This is a genomic window from Paratractidigestivibacter faecalis, assembly GCF_003416765.1.
Classification (GTDB): domain Bacteria; phylum Actinomycetota; class Coriobacteriia; order Coriobacteriales; family Atopobiaceae; genus Paratractidigestivibacter; species Paratractidigestivibacter faecalis.
In genome coordinates, this window is record NZ_QSNG01000001.1 from 1572720 (window position 1) to 1598058 (window position 25339).

Sequence of the window (25339 nt, forward strand, 5' to 3'; positions counted from 1 at the left end):
TACACCCCGCAGCCTTAAAGCAAGCTGCGGGGTGCGGCGAGAAACAACTATGTAACTGCGCTGACAGACGAGAAACACAACGCACGTCCTTCTCGCCCGGCACTCGAAGTTGACAAAGGGACTGTCCCTTTGTCAACCCCTTTGTCAACCCCGCCTGCGGCGACGGAGCTCCAGGGCCACGTTGACGCCCAGGATGACGCCCACGCCCACGACGCCCACGCCGGTGAGGCCCCAGCGGAGCATGTCGGCCTTCTGCATGCCGGCGGCACCCGTGCTGTAGACGCTGCCGTGGACGGCGCCGTTCATGACGTGGCTGTTGGCCATCACGTAGAGCAGGTGGTGCATGGCCTCGCGGGCGTAACCGTACTGGGTGGCGTCGCCGGAGTCAAAGCTCCACAGCGCCGTGGGGTCGCTCACGGTGAGCTTGGCGTCGGCGCCGGCCTGGATCATCTGCAGGCCGTTCATGAAGACGCCCGTGTCGGCGTTGTCCGTCAGAATCCAACCGTCAAAGCCCCACTCGTTGCGGACGATGCCCGTGATGAGGTCGTAGGAGCCGCCGGCCCACGTTGCGCCGATGCGGTTGAACGAGGTCATGACGCCCTGGCAGGCGCGGATCTTGGTGATGGCGTTCTCCTGCGTGCCGTCGGCGTTCTGGCGCACGTAGGCAAGGTCAACGTCGCCGACCTTCATGCACATCTCAAACGGCTTGAGGTACAGCTCGCGGGCGGACTGCTCGTTCATCCAGGTGGCCATGGAGTACTGGCCGCTGCGGTCGCCGCGGTGGTTCTCCTGCTCGTTGAAGGCAAAGTGCTTCATGATCGTGTAGACGCCCTTCTCGGCTGCGCCCTTGACCTCTTGGGAGGCCATTGCGCCAGAGAGGAAGCTGTCCTCGGAGAAGTACTCGCCGTTGCGGCCGGAGTACGGCGTGCGGTGGATGTTCATGGCCGGCGCGTACCAGCCGGTGCCGCCGCCGAGCAGGGACTCGTTGCCGATCATGTTGCCCAGGCGGTAGGCGATCTCCTGGTTCCAGGTCTGGGCCACGGTCATGGGGTTGCAGAAGGTCATGCCCGTGCCGCCCCAGCTCCAGCCGGAGGTGGAGTCAGCGTCGGTGCCGGCGGGCTTGTTGACGGAGTCAAGGGCCTTGGTGCCGTAGCCGGCGTGGCTAATCACGGTGTCGTAGTCCCCGGGGGTGAGCTCGTCCAGGAGCTGGTCCCACTTGGGGTCGTCATACTCAAGGCCGCGCAGGTCAATGAGGTCAAGGCCGTTCTTGGCCCCAAAGGTGAGCTCGCCCTCCCACGCCTTGACGTCGGGGTTTCCGGAGTCGGTGGAGTCGAGCTTGGACAGAAGGTCCGCGGAGGCCACCTTGCCGTAGGTGTAGCTCACACCGTCCTCGCCGTTGATCTCGTTGCCCCAGGTAGAGACCTGGGAGGTGACGTCGCCGTCGTGCGTGGGGAAGGTGTTCTCCCAGTCCGCACGGGTGAGGTAGGTCACGTCGCCGCGGGCGTCGGAGAGGCGGTTTGCCACGGCCTCGCCGGTCAGGGTGTCGGTGGAGTAGGTGGTCACGTCAACGTCGGCGTTGGCGGGAACGTAGGTGTCTACCAGGGACGCGTTGCCACGGGCATCGGTCTTGGCACCGGCAGCCTTGGCGGCCAGCACGTTGTTGGCGGCGGCGTGGGCGTCGGTGGCGGCGGTCACGTAGTAGGTGCCGGCGTCAAGCACCCAGGTGCCGGCGCCCTCGGAGTCGTAGGCGGCAAGCTGGGACTCGTCGAAGGTCACGGTGAGCTCCTGGCTCTCGCCGGGCTCCAGCAGCTTGGTCTTGGCGTAGCCCACCAGCTCCACCGCGGGCCTCTCGACGCCGTTGGCGCGGTCGTAGTCCGTGTAGGGGCTCTGCGCGTAGAGCTCGACCACGTCCTTGCCGGCCACGTCACCGGTGTTGGTGACGGTCACCTTGGCCGTGCAGGTCTTGCCAGACCAGCTCGTGGAGAAGTTCGTCCAGTCAAAGGTGGTATAGCTGAGGCCAAAGCCAAACGGATAGCAGACCTCGTCGGCATAGGTGAAGTCGCCGGCGTTGCCCTGGCCCAGGACCGCGTCCTCGTAGCGGGTCTCGTAGTAGCGGTACCCAACGTAGATGCCCTCTTCGTAGCTCACGTAGTTGTACTTGGTGAGGTTGCCGGACTCGTCAAGGTACTGGTAGTCGCCAAAGTTCTGGGCGGCCGGGCTCTTGCTGGCGTCGGCCACGTAGGTGTCCACGGTGCGGCCGGAGGGGTTGATGTCGCCAGAGAGGATGCGGCCCAGGGACTCCACGCCATAGGTGCCCGTGGTGGGCACGACGAGCACGGACTTGATGTTGGGGAAGTCCGCCAGCCAGTCCAGCTCAACGGCCGCATTGGAGTTGACCACCAGCACGGTGTTTGTGAAGTTGTCGTTCAAGTACTGCAGAATCTCCAGCTCGGTGGAGTCCGGCTCAAGGTAGCTCTTGGCGCGGTCCTCGGCGCTCGAGGCGTGGTTGTACATGGAGCGCGGCATGTCCCTGCCCTCGCCGGCAACGCGCTTGAGCACGTAGACGGGGGTGGTGCCCTCCATGGAGTCAAGCACTCCGCCGTCGCGCATGACGGACAGCGGGCACTCGTTGATGGAGAAGTCCTCGTCGTCGCCGTAGCTCACCGAGCCGGGGCCCATGACGTAGTCCTTGCCCTTGCCGGTGGCGTAGAAGTCCGTGAGGGTCTTGTTGACGTTGAAGCCCGCCTGCTCCATGGCCGGCGTGAGGGCGTCGGTGCTGCCGCCCTCGAGGCCCAGGGTGGTCTCGAGCATGCTCTTGGCCTTGACGCCCAGGTCTCGGGAGTTGCCGCTCACAAAGGAGAGCGTGGTGCCCTTCTCAAGCGGCAGGGACTCGTCGTTCTTGAGAAGCACGTACCCCTCGCCGGAGATGTCCTGGTCCAGGGTCTTCTCGGCCTCGGCGATGGAGCCGCGGTCGTAGTCGGCCTTGTTGTAGGTGAGGTCAAGGCCGGAGGTGTCAACGCCGGAGTTGTCCCAGCTCTGCTCGACGCCAAAGTAGGAGTTGATGATCTGGTTGAACTTGGGCAGGACGGTGTTTGCCGCCACGATGACGGCCACGAGCGCCGCCGCCAGCACCGCTGAGACGACGATGCCCACGACGCGCTTGACGCTGCGCTTGCCCTTCTTTGTGTTGGTGCTGGATGTCATGCAGGTTACTCCGTTTCCGGATGGTTCTTTGGAAAGGGGCGCGGGCCGGCCGGCGAGAAGGGCGGCCGGCCGGCGGGGAAGATACTTAGGACTAGGCAGACTCTGGGCAGACTTCTTCTCTGCCTGGACTTCGAAGGACGCGCTTCCTCCAGCAACTGAGACGGAGTCATAGCTCGTTCCGAAGATCTTGTTGTAGGACTGGATGAACTCGTCCAAATCAAGCTCGTGAACGAACGTCGACTTGAAAACGCCGCTGCCGAAGCCCTGGTCGGGCTGGTGCCAGTCGTATCCATATGCTTGCTGGACGCAGGACGCAACGGTGCCTTCGAGCGTAAGGGCGACGGCATCGCCGGCCTCGTTGAGGATGCTGAGCGTTGCCGCCCCAGAACGGGAGCCGTTGACCTCCCACGTGCCCTTGCAGAAGAACTTCTTGTACTTGTTCAGAGAAACGGTGCCATCCGCATAGAGCACCATCGGGATACCCTTCGCCTGGGCATAGGAGAGCCAGTAGTCGTCCATGGTCTTTGCGGTGACAACAACCGTCTTCTTCCAGGTTGCCGTAGCGGTAAGGTCCCCATATGTGTCAGCCGTGTACTCGGCGCCCGCCTTCACGGTCGAGCTTCCGATAGACCATCCGGCAAACTCGAGGTTCTCTCCCCCGAAGGGACAGTCGGGCATGGTGACCTTATCACCTCTGGTAAACGCGATTGACGACGGGGCGTCTCCGCTCACGGCATCGTTTCCCGCCTCGAACGTGATAGAGGCAGAGGGCTTCTCGCCAGCCGCAAACTTGCCACCAAGATTCTCGTTGTATGCCGTGATGACCTCGTATGCAGAAATCGAGTTCTTGCACTCCTTGGAGCCCGAGACGACCGTCCAGGTATAGATTCCGTTTTCCTCGGCAATCTCGACAGCCTCCCCGCTCACGTCGGTCAGGGTAAGGCCCCCGTCATCCGTGTAGTCCCAGCTTCCCCTCAGCGGGAAGCGCTTGCCCGTGCTCCTGCCCACCTTGGCGTAGAACTGCCTGTCGGCATAGAACATAATCGCCGCGTTGCCGTCAGTCGCCGCCGTGAACAGCGGCTGGGGCATATCGAGCGAGGTGCCGTGCTCAAGCCCGTTGACCGCAAGAGAGTTGGCGAACACATACAGCGAACGGTGCACCGCTTCAAAGAGCGCATTCTGGATGACGGGATCATTCCTGTAGTCATCCTGGAGAAGGACTGCATTGCAGGCGTCGATCTTCTCGTAGTTACCGGCAAAGAGCCAGAGGTGGTTGCCATTGATCAGACCGTCGACAGCGTCCATAAAGGAACACTCGAAGTTGTCCGTGATAGTGGCTCCCTTATAGCCGAGCTCGCCCTCGAGGAAGTCGACGAGAAGGGCATGGCACTCGCCGGCCCACTCCATGCCAAGTCGGTTGAAGCCCGTCATGAGACCGTTTGCGCCGCCCTCATCAATGGCCTTCTCAAACTGACGCAGGTAGATTTCTCTCATTGTCTGCTCGTTTGCCCACGAAGATACACCGTGTCGGTACTCTTCCTGGTCATTGCCCACCACATGCTTGGTGAAGACGATTCCGCCCTTCTGACGAATGCCCCGGGTCTCCTCCGCGCACGCACGTCCACCCAGATAGGGATCCTCGGAGAAGTACTCCATGTTGCGTCCAGAGTAGGGTGCGCGATGCGTGCCGCAGCTCCAGCCAAGGAGACTCGTCGACTTACTCGTGACATTTGAGGAGTGGAGCATGCTCTCGCCGTTCATCCGACCGATAGCCTCGTTAATCTCAGTGCTGAAGGTAGCGGCGAGGACGTCCTTGGAGGGGTACTGGGTTATAAAGCCCCCAGAGACCTCGTAGCAGTCGCCTGACGACCCGCCCCAGCCCGCAGAGCCGTCGCGCTCGACGGTAACGGGCTTGCCAACCTGCGGGAAGGCATGCTCCGTATTGATAATGAAGTCGACCATCTCCTCGTAGGTGAGCTTGGAGACGAGCTTCTCCCAGTCGGGGTCGTCGTAATCCTTCCCCGTCATGTCTGCCAGGACCACGTTGCTCTTCGTCTGCCCGAACTCGTGCCTAGCAACGGAGCCGGAGTCGCCCGACCCCGCCTTATACGTGAAGGGCCTGGCCAGATCCGCCATTTCGTCGGTATACCTGATATGAGTGGCGGCCTTAGGCAGCGTTGTCTCCCAATCGGAGCGAGAGAGCCAGACAACGGAGTTGTTTGCCTTGGTCATGGGGTTCTTGTTCGGATCGACCGAGTCAAAGTGGTTCGTCACAGCGGAACCCGTCACGGACGTCGAGAAGGTCTGGGCGTCAAAGTCGGGATTCGACCAGACCCACAGGCAGTCCTGAGTGCCATCGGCAGTCATGCCGTCGGCGACCGTCTTGCCCTTGGCGGAAAGGATGTTGTTCACGGCATCGTGCGAGGAGCCGGCAACAGTGAAGTAGTAGTCACCGTCATCGAGAATGTAGGTCTTGGCGTTGTTGGCGTCGTAGGAGGCGAGCTCGCGCTTGAAGACCTTGATGGAGAGCTGCTCAGAAGCCCCAGGCGCAAGCTCGGAGGTCTTCTCGTAGCCCTTGAGCTCGACAGCGGCCTTCTCCACACCGTTTTGGCGGTCATAGTCGGTGTAGGGGCTCTGAACGTAAACGCAGACGGAGTGCGCACCCGCAACGGAACCCGTATTGCTGACGGTCACATTGACGGTGAAGGAGTCAGCATCCTCGACGACCTGGAAGTCCGAATATCCGAAAGTGGCGTAGGAAAGTCCAAATCCAAACGGATAGGCAACATAGGACGAGTAGTCGAAATCGCCCGCTTTTCCCTGGCCAAGGATGAAGTCTTCGTATCGGGTCTCGTAGTAGCGGTAACCCACATAGATGCTCTCTGCGTAGACGTAGTTGTGGCGCCAGTGATTGCCCATGCTGTTGCCGGGCGCCCATTTGTCGGATTCCGCCTGGACGTCTTCGGCCTTACCGTCGGAAAGCAGGGAGAGGTCCGCGTCGATACGGCCAAAGTTTGCCATAACGGGATTGAGACGGTTGTTCTTGTACAGGGAGTCCGGCATACGGCCAGAGGGATTGGCCTTGCCGTCAAGGATATCGACGAAGGAAGAGGAGCCGAGGGGTAGCTTAAGCTTGTAGTTAGTGAAGCTGATGTTACCCATCCAGAGGAGGGAGTCCACGGCATCAGACCATGCCCCATCCTCCCAGCTCACGTTGTTTGACATGCACAGGACGACGATCATCTTCGTGAACGTCCCCGCACGGCGCATCTCCGCAACGCCAGAGAGCATGTCCTTCTCCTCCTGGGAGAGCGCCAAATAGTCGTGCTCCTCATACCACTGGGCATCGCAGCCTTCGTTGCAGGTGCGGCCAAGGAAGACGACGGCGACGCCGGACGCTTCGGCCAAAAAGCCGGCGCCCTGGACATCGGCCCAGGGATTCTCGTTTACCTGCCAGCTTGTCGAGTTCTGAGGGCCAGCGGCGTAAAACTGCCATGCGGCGTCATCGAAAGCAAACCCCGCGTCCTTCATGGCTTCATCAAAACCGGGCATGAAGAGAGGGCCGGCATTGCCGAAAGCCGTCACCTTGCCGTCTTGGGAAGAGAGAGGCAGGGCCTGGCCCTCGTTGCGAAGAAGCACGACGCCCTCGTGAACGACGCGCCTAAACAGCTCGTTCTGAGCTTCCGCAAGCTGCTTCTCACCATCAAGGGTGTAGGCGTAGTCGCTCTTGTAGACCTCATTCTTGATGGATGAGAAGTCCTGGGGAACGACCGACTCCTTCTTGGCATCCGTCGCGCCCGGTATGCTGCAGCCGGCAAGGCCGGCCAGGACGGCGGCCGACGCGCTTCCCAGAACAAACCCTCTACGAGTCATGCTGAGCTTCATGTTCTTCCCTTCTTCCCACGCCCCAGTGTGGGACGTTTCCGGTCCGCCCGCAGGCAGAAAAGCTTGATGCCGCACCGCCCGCCGACGGGGCCGCGGAGCCGGCCAGAAGAGGGACCGGCTCCGCGGAAGGGAGGGCAAGAGGCGAGGCATCGACCTCTTGGCTTAAAAGATAGGGAGCCGGTTTGGGTTGTTTTAAGCCACCGTACGAACTGCGCGCGGCGACACCAAACGTGTCCGCCCGCGCACGAATGGCAGGTTTTGCGTCACGAGATGCATTTTTTTGCCGACCGGCGAGCGGTTGCGTTCCGCCGGCGAGCGGCTGGGCGCTTTGGCGAGCTTTCGGGTTTGGCTGCGGTTCCGCTTTCGGGTTTGGCGATTATCTCGCCCGAAAGCGGCTTGGCGGAGCGGCGCGTGAACGCCTGGGGCGGCAAAACAGCCGTTCAGTGAACGCCTGGATTGAAGACACGCGTTCACTGAACGGCTGAATTGAAGCCCCAGGCGTTCACGAGAGGCGTTCACGGCAGACGGACAGCCGAGAAGGGCGCGGCATGGCGGCAACGTCCCCTGCGCCACGCGCTTCTCGCCCGCCGCGGCGCTACATCATGACGGCGTTCTTCTTGCTGAGGAAGTCCATGTAGGCCAGCTTGACCTCGGCGGTCTTGGAGCGGCTGATGGGGATGAGCTCGCCGGCGACGGTCAGGCCCTTGGAGCTCAGCTGGCTCACGTGGGCAAAGTTGACCAAAAAGCCCTTGTGCACGCGGTAGAACCCCAGCGAAGTCAGGCGCTCGGCCAGCTCGTCCAGAGTGACCAGCACGGTCTCCACGTGGCCGTTTGTCATGTGCATCATCTTGTCGCGGCCGCGGGCCTCCACGTAGAGGATCTCGTCGGCAGAGAACGTGCCCATGGCGTGGGCCATCTTGAGCGTCACCACGCGCTCAGTGCGCGAGCTCTTCCACGCGCGTACGAAGGCGGCCATGGCCTGCGCCATGTCCTCGGTGAAGTGGCTCTTGCGCACAAAGGAGAGCGGCCGCAGCGGCAGCGACTCAAAGACGCGGTCCTCGCTGTTGGAGACAAAGACGATCTCGGTCTTGGAGCCGCCCTCGCGCAGGGCACGCCCAAAGGTGATGCCGTCCACGCTGGGCATCTCTATGTCAAGGAGCACCAGGTCAAAGGTCACGTCGTCAAGCCGGCGAGCCAGGGGCTCCACGCCGTTGAAGACCTCGATGTCCGCCTGCGCGCCCTGGCGCGCGAGCTCGCGCTCCGCCGCGCCCGAGATGGACGAGGCCGCAAAGGGCTCGTCGTCGCAGACGGCTATGTGAAACTGAAGCATGTACCCTCCCCTTGGTGCTCGCCGGGCTCGCGCCCGGCAGGCGGCCCTCCCCGACCGCCGCGCCAGCCGCCTAGGCCAGCGCGAGCATCACCTTAGCCGTAAAGACGCCGTCCGCAAACGAGAAATCGGCGACGCCGTCGTACTTCTCGGCTATCTTGCGAACTATGCCGGTGCCATATCCGTGCAGGTCAGCATCGGTTTTTGTGGTGCGCAGCCGGCCGTCTTCCACAACGGTGGGCGCGGCGGCGGCCGGGTTTGAGACGTTGACTATGAGCGAGCCCTGGTCGGCGATAAGCGCCAACCGCACGCACTTCCGCCCTGCCGGGACGTCCGCGCAGGCCTCGATGGCATTGTCCATGAGGTTCATGACAACGCTTGCAAGATCTATCTCCTCGAAGGGGAGTTCGGGCGGCACGGCAATGCGCGAGTCAACGTCCACGCCCGCCGCCGTCGCGCGCGAGAGCTCGAGGTTGACGATGTCATCCACCAGACGGTTGCCACTGTTGACGTGCAGAAACGTTGGGTTTGCGCGCATGGACATCTCACCAAAGAACTCCTCGGCCTGTTTGTAGTCCTGGCGCTCAAGCAAAAGCTTGATGTAGGCGTACTGGTTCTTGACCTCATGGCGCAGGACGCGGAGGTTCTCGCCGCTCTCTCGGTAGGCGTCCAGCGCGGCAAGGCGGGCGTCCATGAGGTGGCGCTCGGCCTGGAGGCGCCGGCGCTCCTCGAAGCCACGGACCAGGCGCAGCACGGCGTAGTAGACCACGAGCTCGGCCACCTGGCCGCTGAGGCACGTGAGCACGCTCTCCAGGGTGCTCACCGAGTAGGGTGCCACGCCAATGTCGCTGCGCAGGTAGAGGATGGCGCGAGCCACCAGGCCGGACGCGCAGACCACAATGACCGGCACCACGGAGGTAAGCGAGACGTCCGGGCCCTCCAGCGAGCCCTGCCGCTCCAGCAGCTGGATTGCGGCGAGGACCGCCAGCATGTAGGCGAGCGACACGGCCGCCGCGGCGTAGATGCCGCCATGGACCTGGGCGTTCACGACCTCGGCTGCGGTGAGCGAGTACATCCAGGCGCACATGAGCAGGCAGGTGCGGGTAAGACGCGCCGGGGCGCGGAAGTCCCTGACGAGAAGCGCGCAGGCGCAGGCCGGAAGCACCGTCCACGTGATTGAGTTGGGAAACACCAGGTCACTGATAGTGCCGAGGAGCCAGGTGGCCAGAAGCGCCACTGCAAGGCGACGCAGGAGTGTGAGCCACAGGCGCGGCCGGCCGTCCAGGCGCGTGAGCATGAGCGCGATGGAGACGGCATACGCGGCGTTGTACGGCGAGACCACGCTCGCCCTCAGCGTGGCGAGAAATGCTTCCATGCCCGGCCTCCGTCCCTGACTCGCGTTGCCTCCTTGGCCAATTGTGCCTGAACGCGAGCCTGGCGGGGGCCGAGCCGAGGATGCGTCACAAACAGCCGCGTTTTTGTCACCACCGGAGCACCTGCCAAAGGGGACTGTCCCCGTTGGCAGGTGGCGTGGCGGGCCGACGAGAAAAAGGGACTGTCCCTTGCGGGGTGGCTACAGCAGGCCAAGTCCGTCGAAGTCGGCAAGCTCGACGCCGGCGGCGAGGGCCCTCGCGCAGGCGCGGCCCGCGCTGTCGCCCATGTCGACGGCCGTCTGCTGGATGCGGACGCTCGCCTGCACCAGGAAGCTCGTGGAGATGCAGCGGCCCACGGTCAGCATGTTGCGCACCGCCCCGTTGGTCAGGCACCGGTAGGGAATCTCATAGTACTCCCCGGGCTTGTACTTCTCCATGTGCACCAGGCCCTTTGTGGCGGAGTGCACGTCAATGTACCAGGTCCCCCTGGCAACCGCGTCGTTAAAGCGTGCGCGGCGGACGTAGTCGTCCACGTCCAGGACGTAGCTTCCCTGGATGCGCCAGCTCTCGCGCACGCCGAGCATCCCTGCCTCGCGAATCAAGAACGCGCCCTCAAAGCCGGGCATGTGCCGCGTGAGGAACGTGACAAGCCTGCGCACCCTGCGGCGCCCCTCACTCAGCGCCTCGGAGCGCGCCAGCGCCGACGTGTTGCTCTTGAGCGCAGGCAGGTGCGGGCAGTTGAACGCCATGCAGCCCGGCTCCCCGGGAAGCGAGAAGCACTGGTAGTAGACGAGGTCGTCCTCCTTGAGCGCGCCCTCCTCCACACCCTTGCGAAAGAGCGGCTCCAGCTTGAACCCCTTGCCCGCGACCATGGCGGACTCCCAGAAGTAGCCCTCCTTGAGGGGGCTGAACTCGTCTCCCAGGGACAGGCAGTACTGCCGGTACTTCTCGACGTCGATGCCACCCATCTCAAAGCGCAGCGAGCACATCTGGTTGTTGCCGTCATCATCGCCCGCCACGCAGGGCACCCCCGCCACGCGCGAGAGCACGGCGTCTCCCGTCGCGTCCACAAACTGGGTGGCGAGAAGTGCGCGCGGTCCCTCGACCGTCATGACCTCGATGGCCTGGATGCGCTCCTCGCAAACGTCGGCCGCAACGAGGGTCGCGTCGTAGAGAACCTGGCCGCCGGCCTCGAGGAGCATGTCCTCGCAGACCTCGGCGAACGTCTCCGGCGTGAACCAGATGTAGCCCATGAGATCACCGTCCTCCCTGATGGTGACGCCAAGGTCGTTGAGGCGGCGCTCGATTTCCCGCAGATTGTGGCCGTGCGGCACGCGCGAGTCCATCATGGGCGTCACGAGCGCGTGCGTCGGGGTGCCACCCAGGGACGAGGCCTTCTCGACCACCAGCACGCGGTTCTTCTCGCGGGCGGCGCTTATCGCCGCCGAGGCGCCGGCGGTGCCGCCGCCCACCACGACGGTGTCCCACTCCCCAAGGACAGGGACCTCGACAGAACCAAACCTGTGGACGCTCATCATCTCTCCAATCAAAGGTGTTCCATGAGAAAAAAGGCCCGTCTGAACAGGCAAGATCCAATCAGTCCGCGCTAGGTGCCCAGAATCTTGCGGGCAAGCGCAAGCTCGTCGAGAAGGGCCTGGCGCTCCAGGGACCCCTCGGCCAGAAGGAACGTGGCGTCAATCCAGCTGGGTAGCAGCGCACTTGACGTCACGCGCCGCGCAAAGGCGTGGGCGGCAAGCTCGCTTGAGCGCGCGACCGCTCTGGGACGGGCGCCCAGAAGGCCGCGGACCCTGACCTTGGGGACGGCGTCCACGGTCAGAGGACCGTCGGAGAACTCGAGGGCGTGATAGAGCTCGTGGGCCAGGTGAAGCCGCTCGAGCTCCTCCTCCCCCACCTCAACGCCGGAGGCCAGGAGTGCCGCCCGCTTTCTGGCAACCTCGCCAACGTAGAGTTCGACGGTCCCGCCCTTCTCGCCGCCCGGGAGCGCTCGGGTCATGGCGCACAGGCAGAAGCCCGGGCGGGAGCCGGGCGCTGGGCCGGACGTTCGACGCACCTCGTAGTCCAGGGAGGCAAGCGCCCCGATGGGCTCCCGCCCGACCCATCCGCCGGCGAGAACCTGGCCACGCGCAAGGCATGCGTCCACAAGCGTAGGTAGGTCCCGCTCCTCCATACGCGAGAAGGCCGGATCTCCCATGAGCTGAAGGAGGGCTCCCTCCCGCTCGCAGAAGTCAGGGGCCGCAGCCACGGCCTAGCTCCTTGCGGCCACGACGACAACGGGCTGGTCGGGCTCGGCAAACTCAAGCTCCATCTCCGCCAGGCCCATGAGCTGCTCCTTGTTGAGCACGCCGGAGAGATCCGACATCTTCTGCCCAAAGAAGAGGTAGGTCTTGGGCAGGGTGGCACCCGCGTCCGTATAGCGGGTCATGGAGTCCACGAAGTCCGAGAAAAGTCCGGAGAGCTCCCCCTTGGTGAAGGTCGCCACCTTTGCGTCGTCCTTCTGGAGACGGATGACGCCCTCCTCGTCCACCACGCGCACAACGGTCTTCCTACTCTTCATCAGGCCAAAGAGCGCTTTCTTCACCGTCGTGGCCTCATAGGCGTGCCAGCGGCCCTCGGAGGCCACCTCATCCACCGCATCCTGATCAACGCCGCAAGCCTCGGCGACAATGGCGCGAAGCTCGGAGTCGCTCTTTGCCTCGGACTTGCGGTCCTTGGTGCGCAGCTCAGTGGCACCGGTGGCCGTCGCGCGCAGGATGTTCTTCTGCGAGTCGATCTCGATGGCGATGTCAACCGTGGCGGCATCGGCGCCCGCCCTCGTGATGACCTCCATCACGTCGTGGCGAATCTTGCGGATGTCCTCGTCGGTGGGGTTGGAGACGTTGCGCTCGATCTGCTCACGCACCAGCGCCAGGGAGACACCGATGGTGGAGATGTACGGGGCATTCTTGGCAATGCGATGCCTGATGCCCATCCTCTTACCCAGCGCAGGGGCCACCACGGAGGCGGAGCCGCCACCTCCGACCAGGTAAATGAGGTTGGGATTGAGGTCGTAGTCGGAAATTAGGCCCTGGACCACCTGGGCGACCTTCTCCATGGCAATGTCCATCGCCTGCTGGCAGAGGGACTCCACGGTACCACCGATCATGTCGGCCAGGGCCTGCCAGGCCTTGCGGGCGGCCTCCACGTTGCCCGCAGCGTAGTCGCCCTCGGGCACGTAGCCCAGGATGTTGGCCGCGCCGCAGAGCGTGAGGGCGTAGGACTCACCGTTGCTGCACGCCACCACAGCGTAGTTTGCCTGGTCGTCCTCGCGCGGGGCGATGAGTTCGACCTTGGGGTCGCAGATCTTCTCGACGGGGGTGAAGACCTCGTAGTCCTTGTCGGCGATGTGGGCAGAACGCGGGCCGACGTCAGAGATCTTGCCGCCCTCCACCACGATCATGGAGCCGCCCGCAATGCCCAGGGTGCGCACGTCAAGCGAGGTGAGATAGAGCTTGTGACCGCCCACCTGGGCGTTCTTGATCATGACCTTGCCATCCTTGATGGCAGAGATGTCGGTGGAGGTGCCACCCGCCTCGAGGAAGATGCCATCGGTGATCTTCTCGTACATGAGGGCGCCCGCCACGCCCGCCGCAAGGCCCGAGAGCATGGTGAGAATGGGGCGCTTGCGCACCTCGTCGATTGACATGACGCCGCCGTCGCAGCGCATGATCATCAGGGGCTTCTTGATGCCGGAGTCCTTGACGGCCCCTTCGGTCATATTGGCTGTTTCCATCATCTTTGGAATCAGCGCGGCATTGACGGCAGCCGTGCGCGTACGGGCAGAGAGGCCATAGAGCTGGGAGATCTCATAACCGCCCGTGGCCACCACGCCCATCTCGTTTGCCTTTGCAATGACACGCTGCTCGTTTGTGGGGTCATCGACGGAGTAGCTCTCGGACGCGACGATGACCTCGCAGCCGCGCGACCTCAGGGCCTCGACCGCCGTGGCTATGCCCTCGTCGCTCAGAGAGCCGCTCTCCAGCAGCTCGTGCTCCGTCTCCAGGTACTTGCCCGGCGCAAGCTCGATGTTGCCCACGGTAGTCTCGGAGCCGGCGCGGCCGGAGCCCGCGCCCTTGCCCATGCCGATAACGCCCACCTTGGCGACGTCTCCCTCGAGCAGGGCGTTTGTCGCCTGCGTAGTTCCGTGGGCTATGAACACCACGTCATCCGGGGAGATTTGGTTCTTGGTGAGGACGTTCTCGATGGCCTGGACGATGCCGGCGGCAACCCCTTGCTCGGCGTGATGAGTCGTGGGGACCTTCTCCTTGGCTATGACCTCGTAGGTGTCGTTGTCCACCACGACGGCGTCGGTGAAGGTACCGCCGACGTCAATGCCGATTCTTACGGTTCTCTTGCCCATCTCGTGCCTTTCTGTGCGTTCGCTGTCTTGAGTGTCGGGGCGCGGGTCCGAGCTTTCGGCGGATGCTCCGAGAGCGCAGGCGCGCACCCCGACGTCCGGACACATGCAAGCCCGGGCGCCGGGGGGACGATTAGAACAGGGTGACGGCGGTGAAGACCAGGATGCCAAGCGCCATGACCATGGTATAGGGCAGCGTGGACTTCAGGATGTCGTTGACGTCAACGTTGGCGTAGTCGGCCACGATGACGTTCTGGGTGTTGGTCGGGTCGGAGACGCACTGGACGACGCTGGTGGAGCGCAGCGCCATGCCCACCGCAGCGGGGGAGAGCGTTCCGGCGGCAACGAAGATGTTGGCGAGACCGGAGCCCAGGCCGTACATGTTCAGCGGGCCGCGGTACAGGGCAAGCGGCGAGAGGATCGTGAAGACCACCACGTAGACGATGGGGTTGCTCGGCAGAATCATGGAAATGATGGGCTGCATGAGAGCAGAGGTCTCGGGCGCGGAGACGCCGTTGAGCAGGATGCCGATGCCCACCATGAGGCCAATGACGCCGGCGACGTCCTTGATGCCCTCGACCACGGAGCTGGAGAGGACCTGCATCGCCTGCTTGGGCTTGGTGATGAGCGCGGTCACAACGAGGGTGACGATAAGCGCGGTCTCGGCGTTCCACTTGAGGAAGAAGACCAGGACGATCGGTACGATGGGCATGAGAAGGGCAACGGGGTTGACGTCCTTCTTGTCGGAGCCCGCCTGGGCTGCCCAGGCGGCGCTCTTGGCGGCGCCACGCGTGTTGATGACGATGTAGGCAAGGGTCACGACGGCGCACACGACGCCCATGACGACGGAGGTGGACTTGATGACCTCCATGTCCATGCCGATGGTGTCAACGTAGAGCTGGTACTGGGAAACGTTGAACAGAAGGCCGATGTTCAGGCCAAATAGGATGAGGCTTGCCGCCACGACGGGGGCAACGCCCGCGGAGAGCAGGAGCGGGACCGCAATCTGGGAGACCATGATGACGGGGCCGGCACCGCTCATGGCGGTGAAGATGACAGCGATAGCGGCCGTCAGAGCGATGGCGATGACCATGGGCTTGTCGCCGGCAAGCTCTGCCGCCTTGCGGATGATAGCGTCGGAGATGCCCTCCTTCTGGATCACCTTGGCGAAGATGGCGCCAAAGATCGTCACCGTGATGGTTGAGGCGAGCTTGGCGGCACCAGAGCCGATTACAAAGGAGGTGATGGTCTTGACCTCCTTGTCGCCCGAGATGAACGGCACGCCGGCGACCGCGGCGATGAGGATGCCCATGAGCGGCAGCGCCAGAATGGCGGGCATCTTCTTCGTCATCATCAGGGCAACGCCCCCGATGAAGACGGCCAGAATCAGAATGACCTGAACTGTTGCCATTGCTGTTTCCTTCCTTTCCTCGTGGCCGGGTTCGCCGGCCCCCAATCGATGGTTGGGAAGGTAGCACCCGCGCGGTGGCCGCCGACCCCAGAGTGCCGCGTACGGTTTGTTTCGAAATTGCATCGCCGGAGAGGCCGCAGTGGGCGATACGCGTCTGGTTTCCCCATTGGGGAGCGTCCCTCAGCTGCAAAGTATCTCTGTGGAGATACTTGCGATTATGAGATATTATTTCTGCGAATGACCTGCTTGTTTTCAGCTAAGTGACTTGTGGATTCCGGTGAGCGGTTTATGAAATCCACGTGGCTACATCTTTTCTACATATTTCTTAAAGAAGAGGAACACTCGTGCATCCCTACCCCGAAGAGCTTCTCCCCGCCACGATGAGCACCCTTGGCAAGGCCTTCGACTTTGCCGACAAGCACCTCCCGGAGGGCCTCGCCTCCTTCTACGAGCTCTTTGCGTGCTCGGACGTGGCGCGCACCTTCGACGGCCCCGATGCGCACCCGGACCTCAACGGCTCGGGAATCCAGCTCGTGCTCTCGGTCTGCGAGGGGGTCTCGTCGGAGGGCCTGGACCTCATGCTGATGAGCGAGCGCCGGCCTGACAAGGGGCACCGGGAGCGCGCCAAGTGGTGCGGCGCGCTTCTGGCCTACCACCAGTGGGACACCGGGGCGACATTCAGGGCCATCTCGACCTACCTGGGAATCGACGAGCTCTTTTCTCTCTTTGAGGAGCGTGGAAAAGAGCCTCTGCCCCAGATCTCGGCCCACATAGCGCAGACGCTGGCGATAAGGACAGCCCCCACCCGACTGCGCCACTTCCGCGCGGAGGCCGGGCTCACGCAGCACGGCCTTGCCGCGGCCTCGGGCGTCTCCCTGCGCTCCATACAACAGTACGAGCAGCGCAAGAAGGACATCAACCGCGCCCAGGCAAGGTCGGTCTTGCTCCTCTCGCAGGCGCTGGGATGCTCGATGGAGGACCTGCTGGAGCCGTGACGTCTGATGGGACAGGGATGTCGGCCGGATGAGAAAAAGGGACTGTCCCTTTTTCTCATCACGCCTAGCGCTCCCAGGTGGGAGGCACCGGGGCGTCCGGCGTGGACCAGGTGCCCAGGGGCGCGTTGGGGGCGGCGTCCAGCGTGAGCTCGGCAAAGTTGCCCGCCAGGTAGCTGCGCAGCGCGGGGATGCCGATCATGGCGGCGTTGTCTCCGCAGGCGCGCATGGGCGGCACCGTCACGCGGACGCCCATCTTGGCAAAGGTCTTCTGGTAGGCCGCGCGCAGCTCGGGGTTGGCCGCCACGCCGCCGCCGATGCAGATGTCGGAGACGCCGGTCTCCTCCACGGCCGTCTTGGCCTTGGCAACCTGCACGTCCACCACGGCCGCCTCGAAGCTCGCCGCAAGGTCGGGGAGGTTGATCGGACGACCCGCGCGGTTCTCGCCCTCAATGTAGGTGATGACGGCGGTCTTGAGGCCAGAGAGGCTGAAGCTGTAGTCGCCGCTGTGCATCATGGCGCGCGGGAAGTGGATGGCGCGCGGGTTGCCCTTGGCCGCGAGCTTGCTGATCACGGGGCCGCCGGGGTATCCCAGGCCCAGGGCCTTGGCCACCTTGTCGAAGGCCTCGCCCACCGCGTCGTCGATGGTGGCGCCCAGGACCTCGTAGTCTCCCCAGGCCCGCACGTGAACGAGCATGGTGTTGCCGCCGGAGACCAGGCTCGCCACAAAGGGGGGCTTGAGGTCCGGGGTCTCAAAGAGGTTGGCCATGAGGTGGCCCTCAAGGTGGTGGACCGCAATGAGCGGCAGGTCGGCGGCCACGGCAAGGCCCTTGGCAAAGGCCACGCCCACCACGAGGGCACCCACCAGGCCGGGGCCGGAGGTCACGCCGACGGCGGCCAGGTCAGACGGGGCGAGGGTGTCGCAGCCAAAGTGAGCGCCCGCCTGTGCCAGGGTCTCCTCCAGCACGCCGACGATGGCCTCGGTGTGCTTGCGGCTGGCAATCTCGGGCACCACGCCGCCAAAGCGCGCGTGGAAGTCAATCTGAGTGGCCACAACGCTCGCGCAGACCACGCCGTGGGAGTCCGTCACGGCCATGGCGGTCTCGTCGCAGGAGGACTCGATGGAGAGCACCAGCGGACCAGCGACGGCGAGCGCCTCGCGGCAGGCCTCGCTGCGCTCGCCCGGCACGATGGGCCAGGGGCGGATGGACGCGCGCGGCTCAGGACGCTCCCCCACCAGCTCGACGTCAACGGCAAGCGGCAGCCCCACGCGCAGGATGAGCGCGTCGTGGCCGGCGCCGTAGTAGCCCGGGCGGCGGCCCTCCTCCGCAAAGCCCAGGCGGTCGTAGAGGCCGCGGGCCGGCGCGTTCTTCTCGTCAACCTCAAGCGAGCAGGTGGAGGCGCCCAGCATCTGGGCGTCATAGGCCACGCGAGAAACCAGTCTGCTCGCAATGCCCTCGCGGCGGCGGGAGGCGTCGCAGACGACCTCCTCAACCTCAAAGTCCGCGCCGGCCAGGTAGCCACCGGCAAAGCCAATGACGCGACCCTGGTCGTGGGCCACCCACCAGCTGCGGCCTGGCTGTGAGAGCTCCTCGTAGAAGAGCTTCTGCCCCCAGGCGTTGTGGGCGCTGCCCTCGTAGGTCGCGGCCTCTAGCTCCGCCACGGCGGTGAGGTCGTTCATGGTCATGGGGCGCAGCTGGCAGTGAATGCCGGCCAGCGCGTCGTCCACGCCGGTGAGGTCAACGGAGGCCGGGGTCGCAAGGCCCAGGCGCGTGCGCTCGTTCTCCTCGGCGTCGGAGAGGCGCGTGTAGATGGGCAGGACCAGCGCCGGGTCTCCGGAGGCGTCAAAGGCGCCGGACTCAACGGCGGCGCGCACCAGGCCCTCGCCGGTGGGGTACCACGCCTCCTCCGGCGCCACCTGCGCGGGCCGGAAGCCGGCGTCCTCGAAGCGCGCACGGTACTTGACCAGGCCGTTTCCGGTGATGGTAAGCTCGGGGGCGTCGTCGCGAGCAGCCCAGACCTCGACGCAGGCGTCCGCCTTCACGACGGTCTCCGCGGGGAAAGTGCGGTGGGCGCCGGCGTCGTCCAGCTGGTAGATGCCGGGGTAGACCTCGCCGCGCATGGCGTCTCCGGCCACGGCGAGCTTGCCGCGGATGCCGGCCTTGTGGGCGGACCAGGCCATGGCATCGAGCGCCGAGGTTCCGTAGAGCGGACATCCCAGGCCGCAGGCCAGGCCCTTTGCCGTGGCAATGCCAATGCGCACGCCCGTGAAGGAGCCGGGGCCGCGTCCCACCAGGACCGCGTCCACGTCTGCCATGCCAAGGCCGGCGTCTGCCAGCGCGCGCTCGCAGGTGCCCACGAGCTCCACGTTTGCCTTGCGGCGGCAGAGGTGGTCGGCGGAGGCCAGGACCTCCACGTCGGTGCCCGCCACGCGCGCGACGGCGCAGGCCAGCATGTCCGTTGAGGTGTCTACGGCAAGGACGATCTTCTCGGCGTTGTTGCTCATGCGCAACCCTTCCCAAGCGGCGTGTAACCCATCCAGTTTAGCCACAAATTGGGGACGTGTTCGCTTTTGCGCAAGGTGGGGACAGGTTGGCAAGAAGCACACGAGGAGCGCCCGGTCAAAGGCCCGTGCGGCCCGGCCCGTGCGGCCCGGCAAGTCTGTCCCAAATTTGCGCAAATTCGAACGGGGGTGCGGACGAAAAGTTGGACGCCGACAGGCGTCCGGATTGGAGCCCGCAATGTACTCGAGCGACGAGAGGGACGCCATCCTGGGGCTCTGGCGCGAGTCCGGCCGGCCGGCCCACAGGTTCGCCAGGGAGTCGGGGCTCGCCTCCGCCGAGTCGATCAGGCGCTGGGCGTCCGGCGACCTGGGCGTCGGCTGGCACGCCCCCTATACTCTTGCCCAGAGGGCCGACGCCGCGCGCAGGGCGCTCGCCGGGGAGGACCCCGCCGAGGTCGCCGCGTCGATCGGCTGCCACCCGGAGACCGTGCGCGGCTGGGCCCGCGCCGCGGGGAGGGAGGGCGAGGTGTCGCTCGCGAACGGACGGGGCGCCCCGCGCGTGCCGCCGCCGGCCGACCCCGGGGACCTGGAGGCCCTCAGGGCCGAGAACCGGGCCCTGAGGCTGGAGCTCGCCAGGGCCGAGGCGGTGTTGGACGTCCTAAAAGGAGGCGGCCCGGGGCGGGGCCCGGACTCGCTGACGGCGGCGGAGAGGGCGCTGGTCGCCGACGCCCTTAGGCCCGGGTTCGGCCTGGAGGACGCCCTGCGCGCGGCCGGCGTGGCGCGCAGCACCTACTACTACCACCGCGCCCGCAGGGGCGCCCCCGACCGCCTGGCCGCCCTGAGGGCGCGGGTGCGCGCCCTGTTCGAGGCCGGGGGCGGGGCCTGGGGCTACCGCACGATATGGGCGAGGCTGCGCCTGGACCCCGACGAGCCCCTGGCGGTCTCCGAGAAGGTCGTGAGGCGCGTCATGCGCGAGGAGGGGCTCGAGGTGCGCTACCTGAGGCGCCGCAGGCGCTGGAGCAGCTATGCCGGCGAGGTCTCCGAGGCCCCTCCCAACCTGCCGCTGCGCCCCGACGGCACCCACGACTTCTCCGCCTCGCGCCCCAACGAGCTGTGGGTCACCGACGTCACCATGTTCACGATAGGGTCGGGGCGCTGCTGGCTGTCGCCGGTGGTCGACTGCTTCGACGGGGCGGTCGTGGCGTGGACCCTGTCGGAGTCCCCCGACGCCCGCATGGCCGACTCGATGCTGGAGGCGGCGGCCTCGACGCTCGCGGCCGGCGAGCGGCCCGTGGTCCACACCGACCGCGGCTGCCACTACAGGTGGCCGGGCTGGGCGGCGATATGCGAGCGCCACGGCCTGGTGCGCAGCATGTCGAGGAAGGGCCGCAGCCCCGACAACGCCGCGGCCGAGGGCTTCTTCGGCCGGCTCAAGCAGGAGTTCTACCACGGCAGGGACTGGTCCGGGGTGGGCTTCGAGGAGTTCCGGCGGCGCCTGGCGGGCTACCTCGCCTACTACAACTCGGGCAGGATCAAGCGGAGCCTGGGGTGGAGGAGCCCGGAGCAGTACCGCAGGGACCTGGGGTACTCTCTCCGTAGTGTCTAAGAAATTGTCCGCACCCCCAACACGTCCCCAATTTGCGGGGCGGGCGGTCAGTCGGTCAGCTGGTGGTGCTCGGCGTTGACGGCCTGGATGAGGCGAGCCATGGGCCAGGAGCGGTTGGCCGAGGTCAGCAGGGCCTTGGGACCAACCGTGCAGCCGGCCTCGCGCGAGCGGGCAATGAACTCGCTGACCTGCGGGTTGTTGAAGCCGCAGAGAAGCACGAACTCGCAGTCCGGGGTCGGCCCGTCGTAGGGAGCAAGCGCCGGGCGCGCGCCAACCAAGCCGGCTGCCGCGGCGGCCGAGTCTCCCAGGCGCTCGTAGGCAAGCGTCCGCGCCGGCACGCCCATCTGGCGCAGCACCTGGCGGACGGCCGCGCCCTTCTGGGCCGCCTCCTCGCCAAAGGAGGGGTCAAGCCCCCAGAGCACCGCGCAGCGCGCGGGCCCCGAGGGCCTGACCTTCTTCTTGGCAGCCTTCTTCTTTGAGGGCTTGCCTGCCATTAGCCGAAGTAGCGCTCGAGCAGGCCCTTGAGGGCCTTGCCGTGACGGGCCTCGTCGCGAGCCATCTCGTGGACGGTGTCGTGGATGGCGTCCAGGCCGTTCTTCTTGGCGCAGGTGGCCAGCTCGACCTTGCCGGCGGTGGCGCCAAACTCGCAGTCGACGCGCCAGGCCAGGTTGTCCTTGGTGGTGGCCTTCATGTTGGGCTCAAGCTCGGTGCCCAGCAGCTCGGCGAACTTGGCGGCGTGCTCGGCCTCCTCGTAGGCGGCCTTCTCCCAGTACAGGCCGACCTCGGGGTAGCCCTCGCGGTGGGCGATGCGGGCCATGCAGAGGTACATGCCGACCTCGGAGCACTCACCGGTGAAGTTGGCCTTCAGCTGCTCGAGGATGTAGGCCTTGTCCTCGTCGGAGATGTTGGGGTTGTCCTTGACGGTCTTGTCGTAGATGCCGTACTCGTGCTCGGCGGCCAGGGTGAGCTCGCCCTTGACCTCCTCGAACTGGCTGGCGGGAGCGTGGCAGACGGGGCACTCCGCGGGAGGCTCGGAACCCTCGTAGATGTAACCGCAGACCTTGCAGACCCACTTCATAGCTGACTCCTTTCTTGATGGCGAGGCTTCCCAGAGCCTCGCCTTCCTCTCCTTGCACGGCGGCCTTGGGCCGTAGATGCTAAGACTTCTGGCACTCGGGGCAGATGCCGTCGAACTGCAGCGTGTGGCCGCAGATCTGGTAGCCGGAGGTGCGCGCTGCCTCTTCCTCCAGGCCCGCCAGGTTGGGGACCTCCACGTCGTCGACCCTGCCGCAGCGCACGCAGCGCACGTGGTAGTGGTCAAAGACCTGATGGTCAAAGTGGTCCGCGCCGTTGTTGATCTTGACGCGCAGGGCCACGCCCTCCTCAGCGAGCTTGTTGAGGATGCGGTAGACCGTCGCCTTGCTGATGCTTGGGTGCTTGGCGTGGACGGCCTCGTACACCTCGTCTGCCGTGGGGTGGTTGGCCAGGCCGCGCAGCTCCTCCAGGACGATCTCTCTCTGGACGGTGTTCCTGCCTGCCATGGCGCCTCCTCTCGGCCGCTCCCTTCGTGCTGTCTAGAACTATACCTTATTGAGAATGAATTTCAATAGATAATTTCTCTGCGCTGGAAAAATCTTTTCCCCTTGCCTCTTCAATACCCAAAAGGGGGCGGTCGCAGAGGACCACCCCCCAGAAAGCCCTTCTCGGCGCGGCGTTGCCTACAGCATGGCGCCGAAGTCGCTCACCATGATCTGGCCCGTGAGGGCGCGGGATTCGTCGCTGGCCAGGAAGAGGGCGATGTTGGCCACGTCCTCGGGCATGCAGGGCTGCGTGCGCAGGTTGGAGTGGGTGGCCATGGCGCCCATCATGTCGGCGTCCATGTCAGCCGCGGTGGTGCCGGCGACCATCGGGGTCACGATGGTGCCCGGGCAGATGGCGTTGCAGCGGATGCCCTCGGCCTGGAAGCGCAGGGCGGTGTGCTTGGTCACGCCGATGACGGCCGCCTTGGTGGAGACGTAGACCGCGCCGCCGCAGCCCTTCTCGCCTGCGACGGAGGCGATGTTGACGATGGACGCGCCGGCCTTCATGCGCTTGGTGGCCGCGCGCATGCAGCGCATGGTGCCCTTCTGGTTGGTCTCGATGATGCGATCCAGGTCCTCATCGGTGAAGCGGTCGACCGGCTTGAGGCCGCTCTCCAGGATGCCGGCGTTGTTGACGAGCACGTCGATCTTGCCGTACTTCTCCTCGACGGCGGCCATCAGGCGCTCGGGGTCATCGGGCTTGGAGATGTCAGTAGCCATAACGAAGGTCTTGCCGCCGGCCTCCTCGATCTGGGCAGAGACCTCCTCGAGCGCGGCCTCGCGGCGGGCGGTCATGACGACGGTAGCGCCCTCGACGGCAAACAGCTTTGCGATGGCGGCGCCGACGCCGGAGTTTGCGCCGGTGACGACGGCGACCTTGCCCTCAAGACGGTTCATTGGTGCTCCCTTCAACGGGTCCAGACGTTGCCTGCAGCGTACCCGGAGCGGACCGCCCCACGCGTCACGTGTCGGCGTGTGGGCGCCACGCCCTCGGGTAGCGGCGTGGCGAGAAGTGCCCGCAGCCACTGGCCGACGCTTCTCGCCTTCCGAAAAGCCGCCCGCCGAGCCATACGCCCGCTCGGCCACATGCGGGGTGGGAACGTTCTCGGTCGGGGCATACTCGCGGGCAGATCACTTTTGCACACCGTTGCCAAGGAGGCACATCATGAGTGAGAACGCGCAGGTCAAGAAGCTCATTCAAGCGTACGAGTCCCTTGAGGGCGCCCTTGACGGCTTTGACTGGGGCACCCCGCAGCGCTGCGTGCTGGGCAGCTTCACCGTCGACGGCGTCGACGGCCAGGACGTGACCTCCCACCTCGTCGGCAACGTGAGCATTGAGCTTCCCGAGAAGAGCCTCGGCCCCTCCCCCGTCATCGCCGAGGTCTGCGCCATCACCGTTCCCGGCACCGGACACCGCGGCTTTGTGGCGCTGGCGCCGATGGACTTTGACGACGGCGAGGGCACCTGGGCCTGGGTGCGCATGGAGTAGCGGAGGGAGGCACTTCTCGCCTGATTCCGCCCTGTTCGCATAGCGGAACACCTTAGTTCGTATAACCGAACAGCTTAGAGCGTGCCAAAGGCGCGGACTGACCGTCTACCCGCGCTTTTGGTACGTTTATCCGTTCTTTGCGGCTTTCTGCAAGTTTAAGAGGTTATATCGTCGCCCGTTGGGTACACTCCGCAACTGACGCCCAGTTGGGCTCAGACCAACAACGGAAGGAATTGGCATGGCAGTCAACCGCTTCGTTCTCAACACCATCAGCTATCACGGCAAGGGTGCCATCAAGGAGATCCCGGGCGAGATTACCCGCCGCGGCTACAAGAAGGCCTTCGTGTGCTCCGACCCCGACCTCGTCAAGTTTGGCGTGACCGCCAAGGTCACCGACGAGCTCGATGCCGCCGGCATCCCCTGGACCCTCTACTCTGAGATCAAGCCCAACCCCACCATCCAGAACGTCAAGGACGGCGTCGAGGCGTACAAGGCCTCCGGCGCTGACATGATGGTCGCCATCGGCGGCGGCTCCTCCATGGACACCTGCAAGGGCATCGGCGTCATCATCGAGAACCCCGAGTTTGCCGACGTTACCAGCCTCGAGGGCGTCGCCCCCACCAAGAACCACGCCACCTTCACCATTGCCGTGCCCACCACCGCCGGCACCGCGGCCGAGGTCACCATCAACTACGTGATCACCGACCCGGACAAGGTCCGCAAGTTCGTCTGCGTTGACACCAACGACATCCCCGAGGTCGCCGTCGTCGACCCCGACATGATGGCCTCCATGCCCGCCGGCCTCACCGCCGCCACCGGCATGGACGCTCTCACCCACGCCATCGAGGGCTACACCACCAAGGGCGCCTGGGAGCTCTCCGACATGTTCCACTACAAGGCCATCGAGCTCATCTCCAAGAACCTGCGCGACTCCGTGGCCGAGGCCAAGAGCGGCGAGCCTGGCAGCGGCCGCGAGGGCATGGCCCTAGGCCAGTACATTGCCGGCATGGGCTTCTCCAACGTGGGCCTGGGTATCGACCACTCCATGGCGCACACGCTGTCCGCCCACTACGACACCCCGCACGGCGTCGCCTGCGCCATGCTGCTCCCCATTGCCATGGAGTTCAACAAGCCCGTTGTTACCGAGCGTCTGGCCGAGGTCGCCAAGGCCATGGGCGTTGACACCACCGGCATGACCACCGACGAGGCTGCCGACGCCGCCATCGCCGCCGTCAAGCAGCTCTCCGCCGACGTCAACATCCCGACGGTCTGCCAGGCCATGAAGGCCGAGGAGATCGACCAGCTGACCACCGACGCCATGAACGACGCCTGCTTCCCCGGCAACCCGCGCGAGGCCACGCACGAGGACGTCGTCGAGCTGTTCAAGAAGATCTGCCCGGAGGCCTAGCGGCTCCACGCGTGAGGTTGGGGCTCCCCAGCTTTGCACGCAAGCTACGTCGCGCTGCGCGCGCCAAAGAGCTTGCTTAGCAAAGCTGGGGAGCCCTCACTTGTTGAACGGGCTATGCTGATGCCCAATTAAGACCTAATGCGATGG

16 protein-coding genes are annotated in these 25339 nt (G+C 65.1%); 4 read left to right on the forward strand and 12 right to left on the reverse strand.

The window, feature by feature from the left end:
* Positions 1 to 144: 144 nt before the first annotated feature.
* The 7 genes from DXV50_RS07040 to DXV50_RS07070 all read right to left on the reverse strand — a co-directional run bounded on the left by DXV50_RS07040 (position 145) and on the right by DXV50_RS07070 (position 15614).
* Positions 145 to 7089, reverse strand: a complete 6945-nt coding sequence (locus DXV50_RS07040; protein ID WP_198666437.1) for a glycoside hydrolase family 3 C-terminal domain-containing protein — start codon at positions 7087 to 7089, stop codon at positions 145 to 147.
* Between the two features lie 595 nt (positions 7090 to 7684).
* Positions 7685 to 8419 (reverse strand): LytR/AlgR family response regulator transcription factor, encoded by a 735-nt coding sequence (locus DXV50_RS07045; RefSeq protein ID WP_117205527.1) that lies wholly within the window; start codon positions 8417 to 8419, stop codon positions 7685 to 7687.
* Between the two features lie 70 nt (positions 8420 to 8489).
* Complete coding sequence (locus DXV50_RS07050) at positions 8490 to 9791, reverse strand: sensor histidine kinase (RefSeq protein WP_117205528.1); 1302 nt, start codon at positions 9789 to 9791, stop codon at positions 8490 to 8492.
* Positions 9792 to 9989: 198 nt separating this feature from the next.
* Complete coding sequence (locus DXV50_RS07055) at positions 9990 to 11324, reverse strand: FAD-dependent oxidoreductase (RefSeq protein WP_117205529.1); 1335 nt, start codon at positions 11322 to 11324, stop codon at positions 9990 to 9992.
* Positions 11325 to 11395: 71 nt separating this feature from the next.
* Positions 11396 to 12052: a hypothetical protein gene (locus DXV50_RS07060; RefSeq protein ID WP_117205530.1), complete on the reverse strand. Its 657-nt coding sequence runs from the start codon at positions 12050 to 12052 to the stop codon at positions 11396 to 11398.
* A gap of 3 nt (positions 12053 to 12055) precedes the next feature.
* Positions 12056 to 14206: a hydantoinase/oxoprolinase family protein gene (locus DXV50_RS07065; protein WP_117205531.1), complete on the reverse strand. Its 2151-nt coding sequence runs from the start codon at positions 14204 to 14206 to the stop codon at positions 12056 to 12058.
* A gap of 130 nt (positions 14207 to 14336) precedes the next feature.
* Entirely contained in the window at positions 14337 to 15614 is a 1278-nt protein-coding gene (locus DXV50_RS07070; RefSeq protein WP_117205532.1) for a transporter, read from the reverse strand.
* Positions 15615 to 15958: 344 nt separating this feature from the next.
* Here DXV50_RS07070 and DXV50_RS07075 point away from each other — a divergent pair, with 344 nt between their 5' ends.
* Positions 15959 to 16609 carry a helix-turn-helix transcriptional regulator gene (locus tag DXV50_RS07075; protein ID WP_198666438.1) on the forward strand — a complete coding sequence of 217 codons (651 nt, stop codon included), beginning with the start codon at positions 15959 to 15961 and terminating at the stop codon, positions 16607 to 16609.
* A 64-nt stretch (positions 16610 to 16673) separates the two neighbouring features.
* Here DXV50_RS07075 and tsaD read toward each other — a convergent pair whose 3' ends face one another.
* Entirely contained in the window at positions 16674 to 19112 is a 2439-nt protein-coding gene (tsaD, locus tag DXV50_RS07080) for a tRNA (adenosine(37)-N6)-threonylcarbamoyltransferase complex transferase subunit TsaD (protein WP_117205533.1), read from the reverse strand.
* A 235-nt stretch (positions 19113 to 19347) separates the two neighbouring features.
* On the opposite strand from tsaD, the gene DXV50_RS07085 reads away from it, so the two are divergent.
* Complete coding sequence (locus tag DXV50_RS07085) at positions 19348 to 20715, forward strand: IS3 family transposase (RefSeq protein WP_117204237.1); 1368 nt, start codon at positions 19348 to 19350, stop codon at positions 20713 to 20715.
* 47 nt (positions 20716 to 20762) lie between these two features.
* Here the strand turns inward: DXV50_RS07085 and DXV50_RS07090 are convergent, their stop codons facing one another.
* From DXV50_RS07090 to DXV50_RS07105, 4 genes are all read right to left on the reverse strand, one after another.
* Entirely contained in the window at positions 20763 to 21209 is a 447-nt protein-coding gene (locus tag DXV50_RS07090; RefSeq protein WP_117205534.1) for a DUF3783 domain-containing protein, read from the reverse strand.
* On the reverse strand, positions 21209 to 21793 hold the full coding sequence (locus DXV50_RS07095) for an NADH peroxidase (protein WP_117205535.1): 585 nt from the start codon (positions 21791 to 21793) through the stop codon (positions 21209 to 21211). Before DXV50_RS07095 ends, DXV50_RS07090 begins: the two co-directional genes overlap by 1 nt.
* A gap of 79 nt (positions 21794 to 21872) precedes the next feature.
* Positions 21873 to 22256: a Fur family transcriptional regulator gene (locus tag DXV50_RS07100; RefSeq protein WP_117205536.1), complete on the reverse strand. Its 384-nt coding sequence runs from the start codon at positions 22254 to 22256 to the stop codon at positions 21873 to 21875.
* A 177-nt stretch (positions 22257 to 22433) separates the two neighbouring features.
* Positions 22434 to 23192: an SDR family NAD(P)-dependent oxidoreductase gene (locus DXV50_RS07105; protein WP_117205537.1), complete on the reverse strand. Its 759-nt coding sequence runs from the start codon at positions 23190 to 23192 to the stop codon at positions 22434 to 22436.
* A gap of 268 nt (positions 23193 to 23460) precedes the next feature.
* Here DXV50_RS07105 and DXV50_RS07110 point away from each other — a divergent pair, with 268 nt between their 5' ends.
* Together DXV50_RS07110 and fucO are read left to right on the forward strand one after the other, a co-directional pair.
* Positions 23461 to 23784, forward strand: a complete 324-nt coding sequence (locus tag DXV50_RS07110; protein ID WP_117205538.1) for a hypothetical protein — start codon at positions 23461 to 23463, stop codon at positions 23782 to 23784.
* A 238-nt stretch (positions 23785 to 24022) separates the two neighbouring features.
* Positions 24023 to 25192, forward strand: a complete 1170-nt coding sequence (gene fucO / locus DXV50_RS07115; protein ID WP_117205539.1) for a lactaldehyde reductase — start codon at positions 24023 to 24025, stop codon at positions 25190 to 25192.
* Positions 25193 to 25339 lie beyond the last annotated feature (147 nt).

What these genes read in the sequence shown, in the direction of transcription:
- DXV50_RS07040 (WP_198666437.1), bottom strand. Translation starts at nt 7,089, where the DNA reads ATGAAGCTCAGCATGACTCGTAGAGGGTTTGTTCTGGGAAGCGCGTCG.
- DXV50_RS07045 (WP_117205527.1), bottom strand. Translation starts at nt 8,419, where the DNA reads ATGCTTCAGTTTCACATAGCCGTCTGCGACGACGAGCCCTTTGCGGCC.
- DXV50_RS07050 (WP_117205528.1), bottom strand. Translation starts at nt 9,791, where the DNA reads ATGGAAGCATTTCTCGCCACGCTGAGGGCGAGCGTGGTCTCGCCGTAC.
- DXV50_RS07055 (WP_117205529.1), bottom strand. Translation starts at nt 11,324, where the DNA reads ATGAGCGTCCACAGGTTTGGTTCTGTCGAGGTCCCTGTCCTTGGGGAG.
- DXV50_RS07065 (WP_117205531.1), bottom strand. Translation starts at nt 14,206, where the DNA reads ATGGGCAAGAGAACCGTAAGAATCGGCATTGACGTCGGCGGTACCTTC.
- DXV50_RS07070 (WP_117205532.1), bottom strand. Translation starts at nt 15,614, where the DNA reads ATGGCAACAGTTCAGGTCATTCTGATTCTGGCCGTCTTCATCGGGGGC.
- tsaD (WP_117205533.1), bottom strand. Translation starts at nt 19,112, where the DNA reads ATGAGCAACAACGCCGAGAAGATCGTCCTTGCCGTAGACACCTCAACG.
- DXV50_RS07085 (WP_117204237.1), top strand. Translation starts at nt 19,348, where the DNA reads ATGTACTCGAGCGACGAGAGGGACGCCATCCTGGGGCTCTGGCGCGAG.
- DXV50_RS07090 (WP_117205534.1), bottom strand. Translation starts at nt 21,209, where the DNA reads ATGGCAGGCAAGCCCTCAAAGAAGAAGGCTGCCAAGAAGAAGGTCAGG.
- DXV50_RS07095 (WP_117205535.1), bottom strand. Translation starts at nt 21,793, where the DNA reads ATGAAGTGGGTCTGCAAGGTCTGCGGTTACATCTACGAGGGTTCCGAG.
- DXV50_RS07100 (WP_117205536.1), bottom strand. Translation starts at nt 22,256, where the DNA reads ATGGCAGGCAGGAACACCGTCCAGAGAGAGATCGTCCTGGAGGAGCTG.
- DXV50_RS07105 (WP_117205537.1), bottom strand. Translation starts at nt 23,192, where the DNA reads ATGAACCGTCTTGAGGGCAAGGTCGCCGTCGTCACCGGCGCAAACTCC.
- DXV50_RS07110 (WP_117205538.1), top strand. Translation starts at nt 23,461, where the DNA reads ATGAGTGAGAACGCGCAGGTCAAGAAGCTCATTCAAGCGTACGAGTCC.
- fucO (WP_117205539.1), top strand. Translation starts at nt 24,023, where the DNA reads ATGGCAGTCAACCGCTTCGTTCTCAACACCATCAGCTATCACGGCAAG.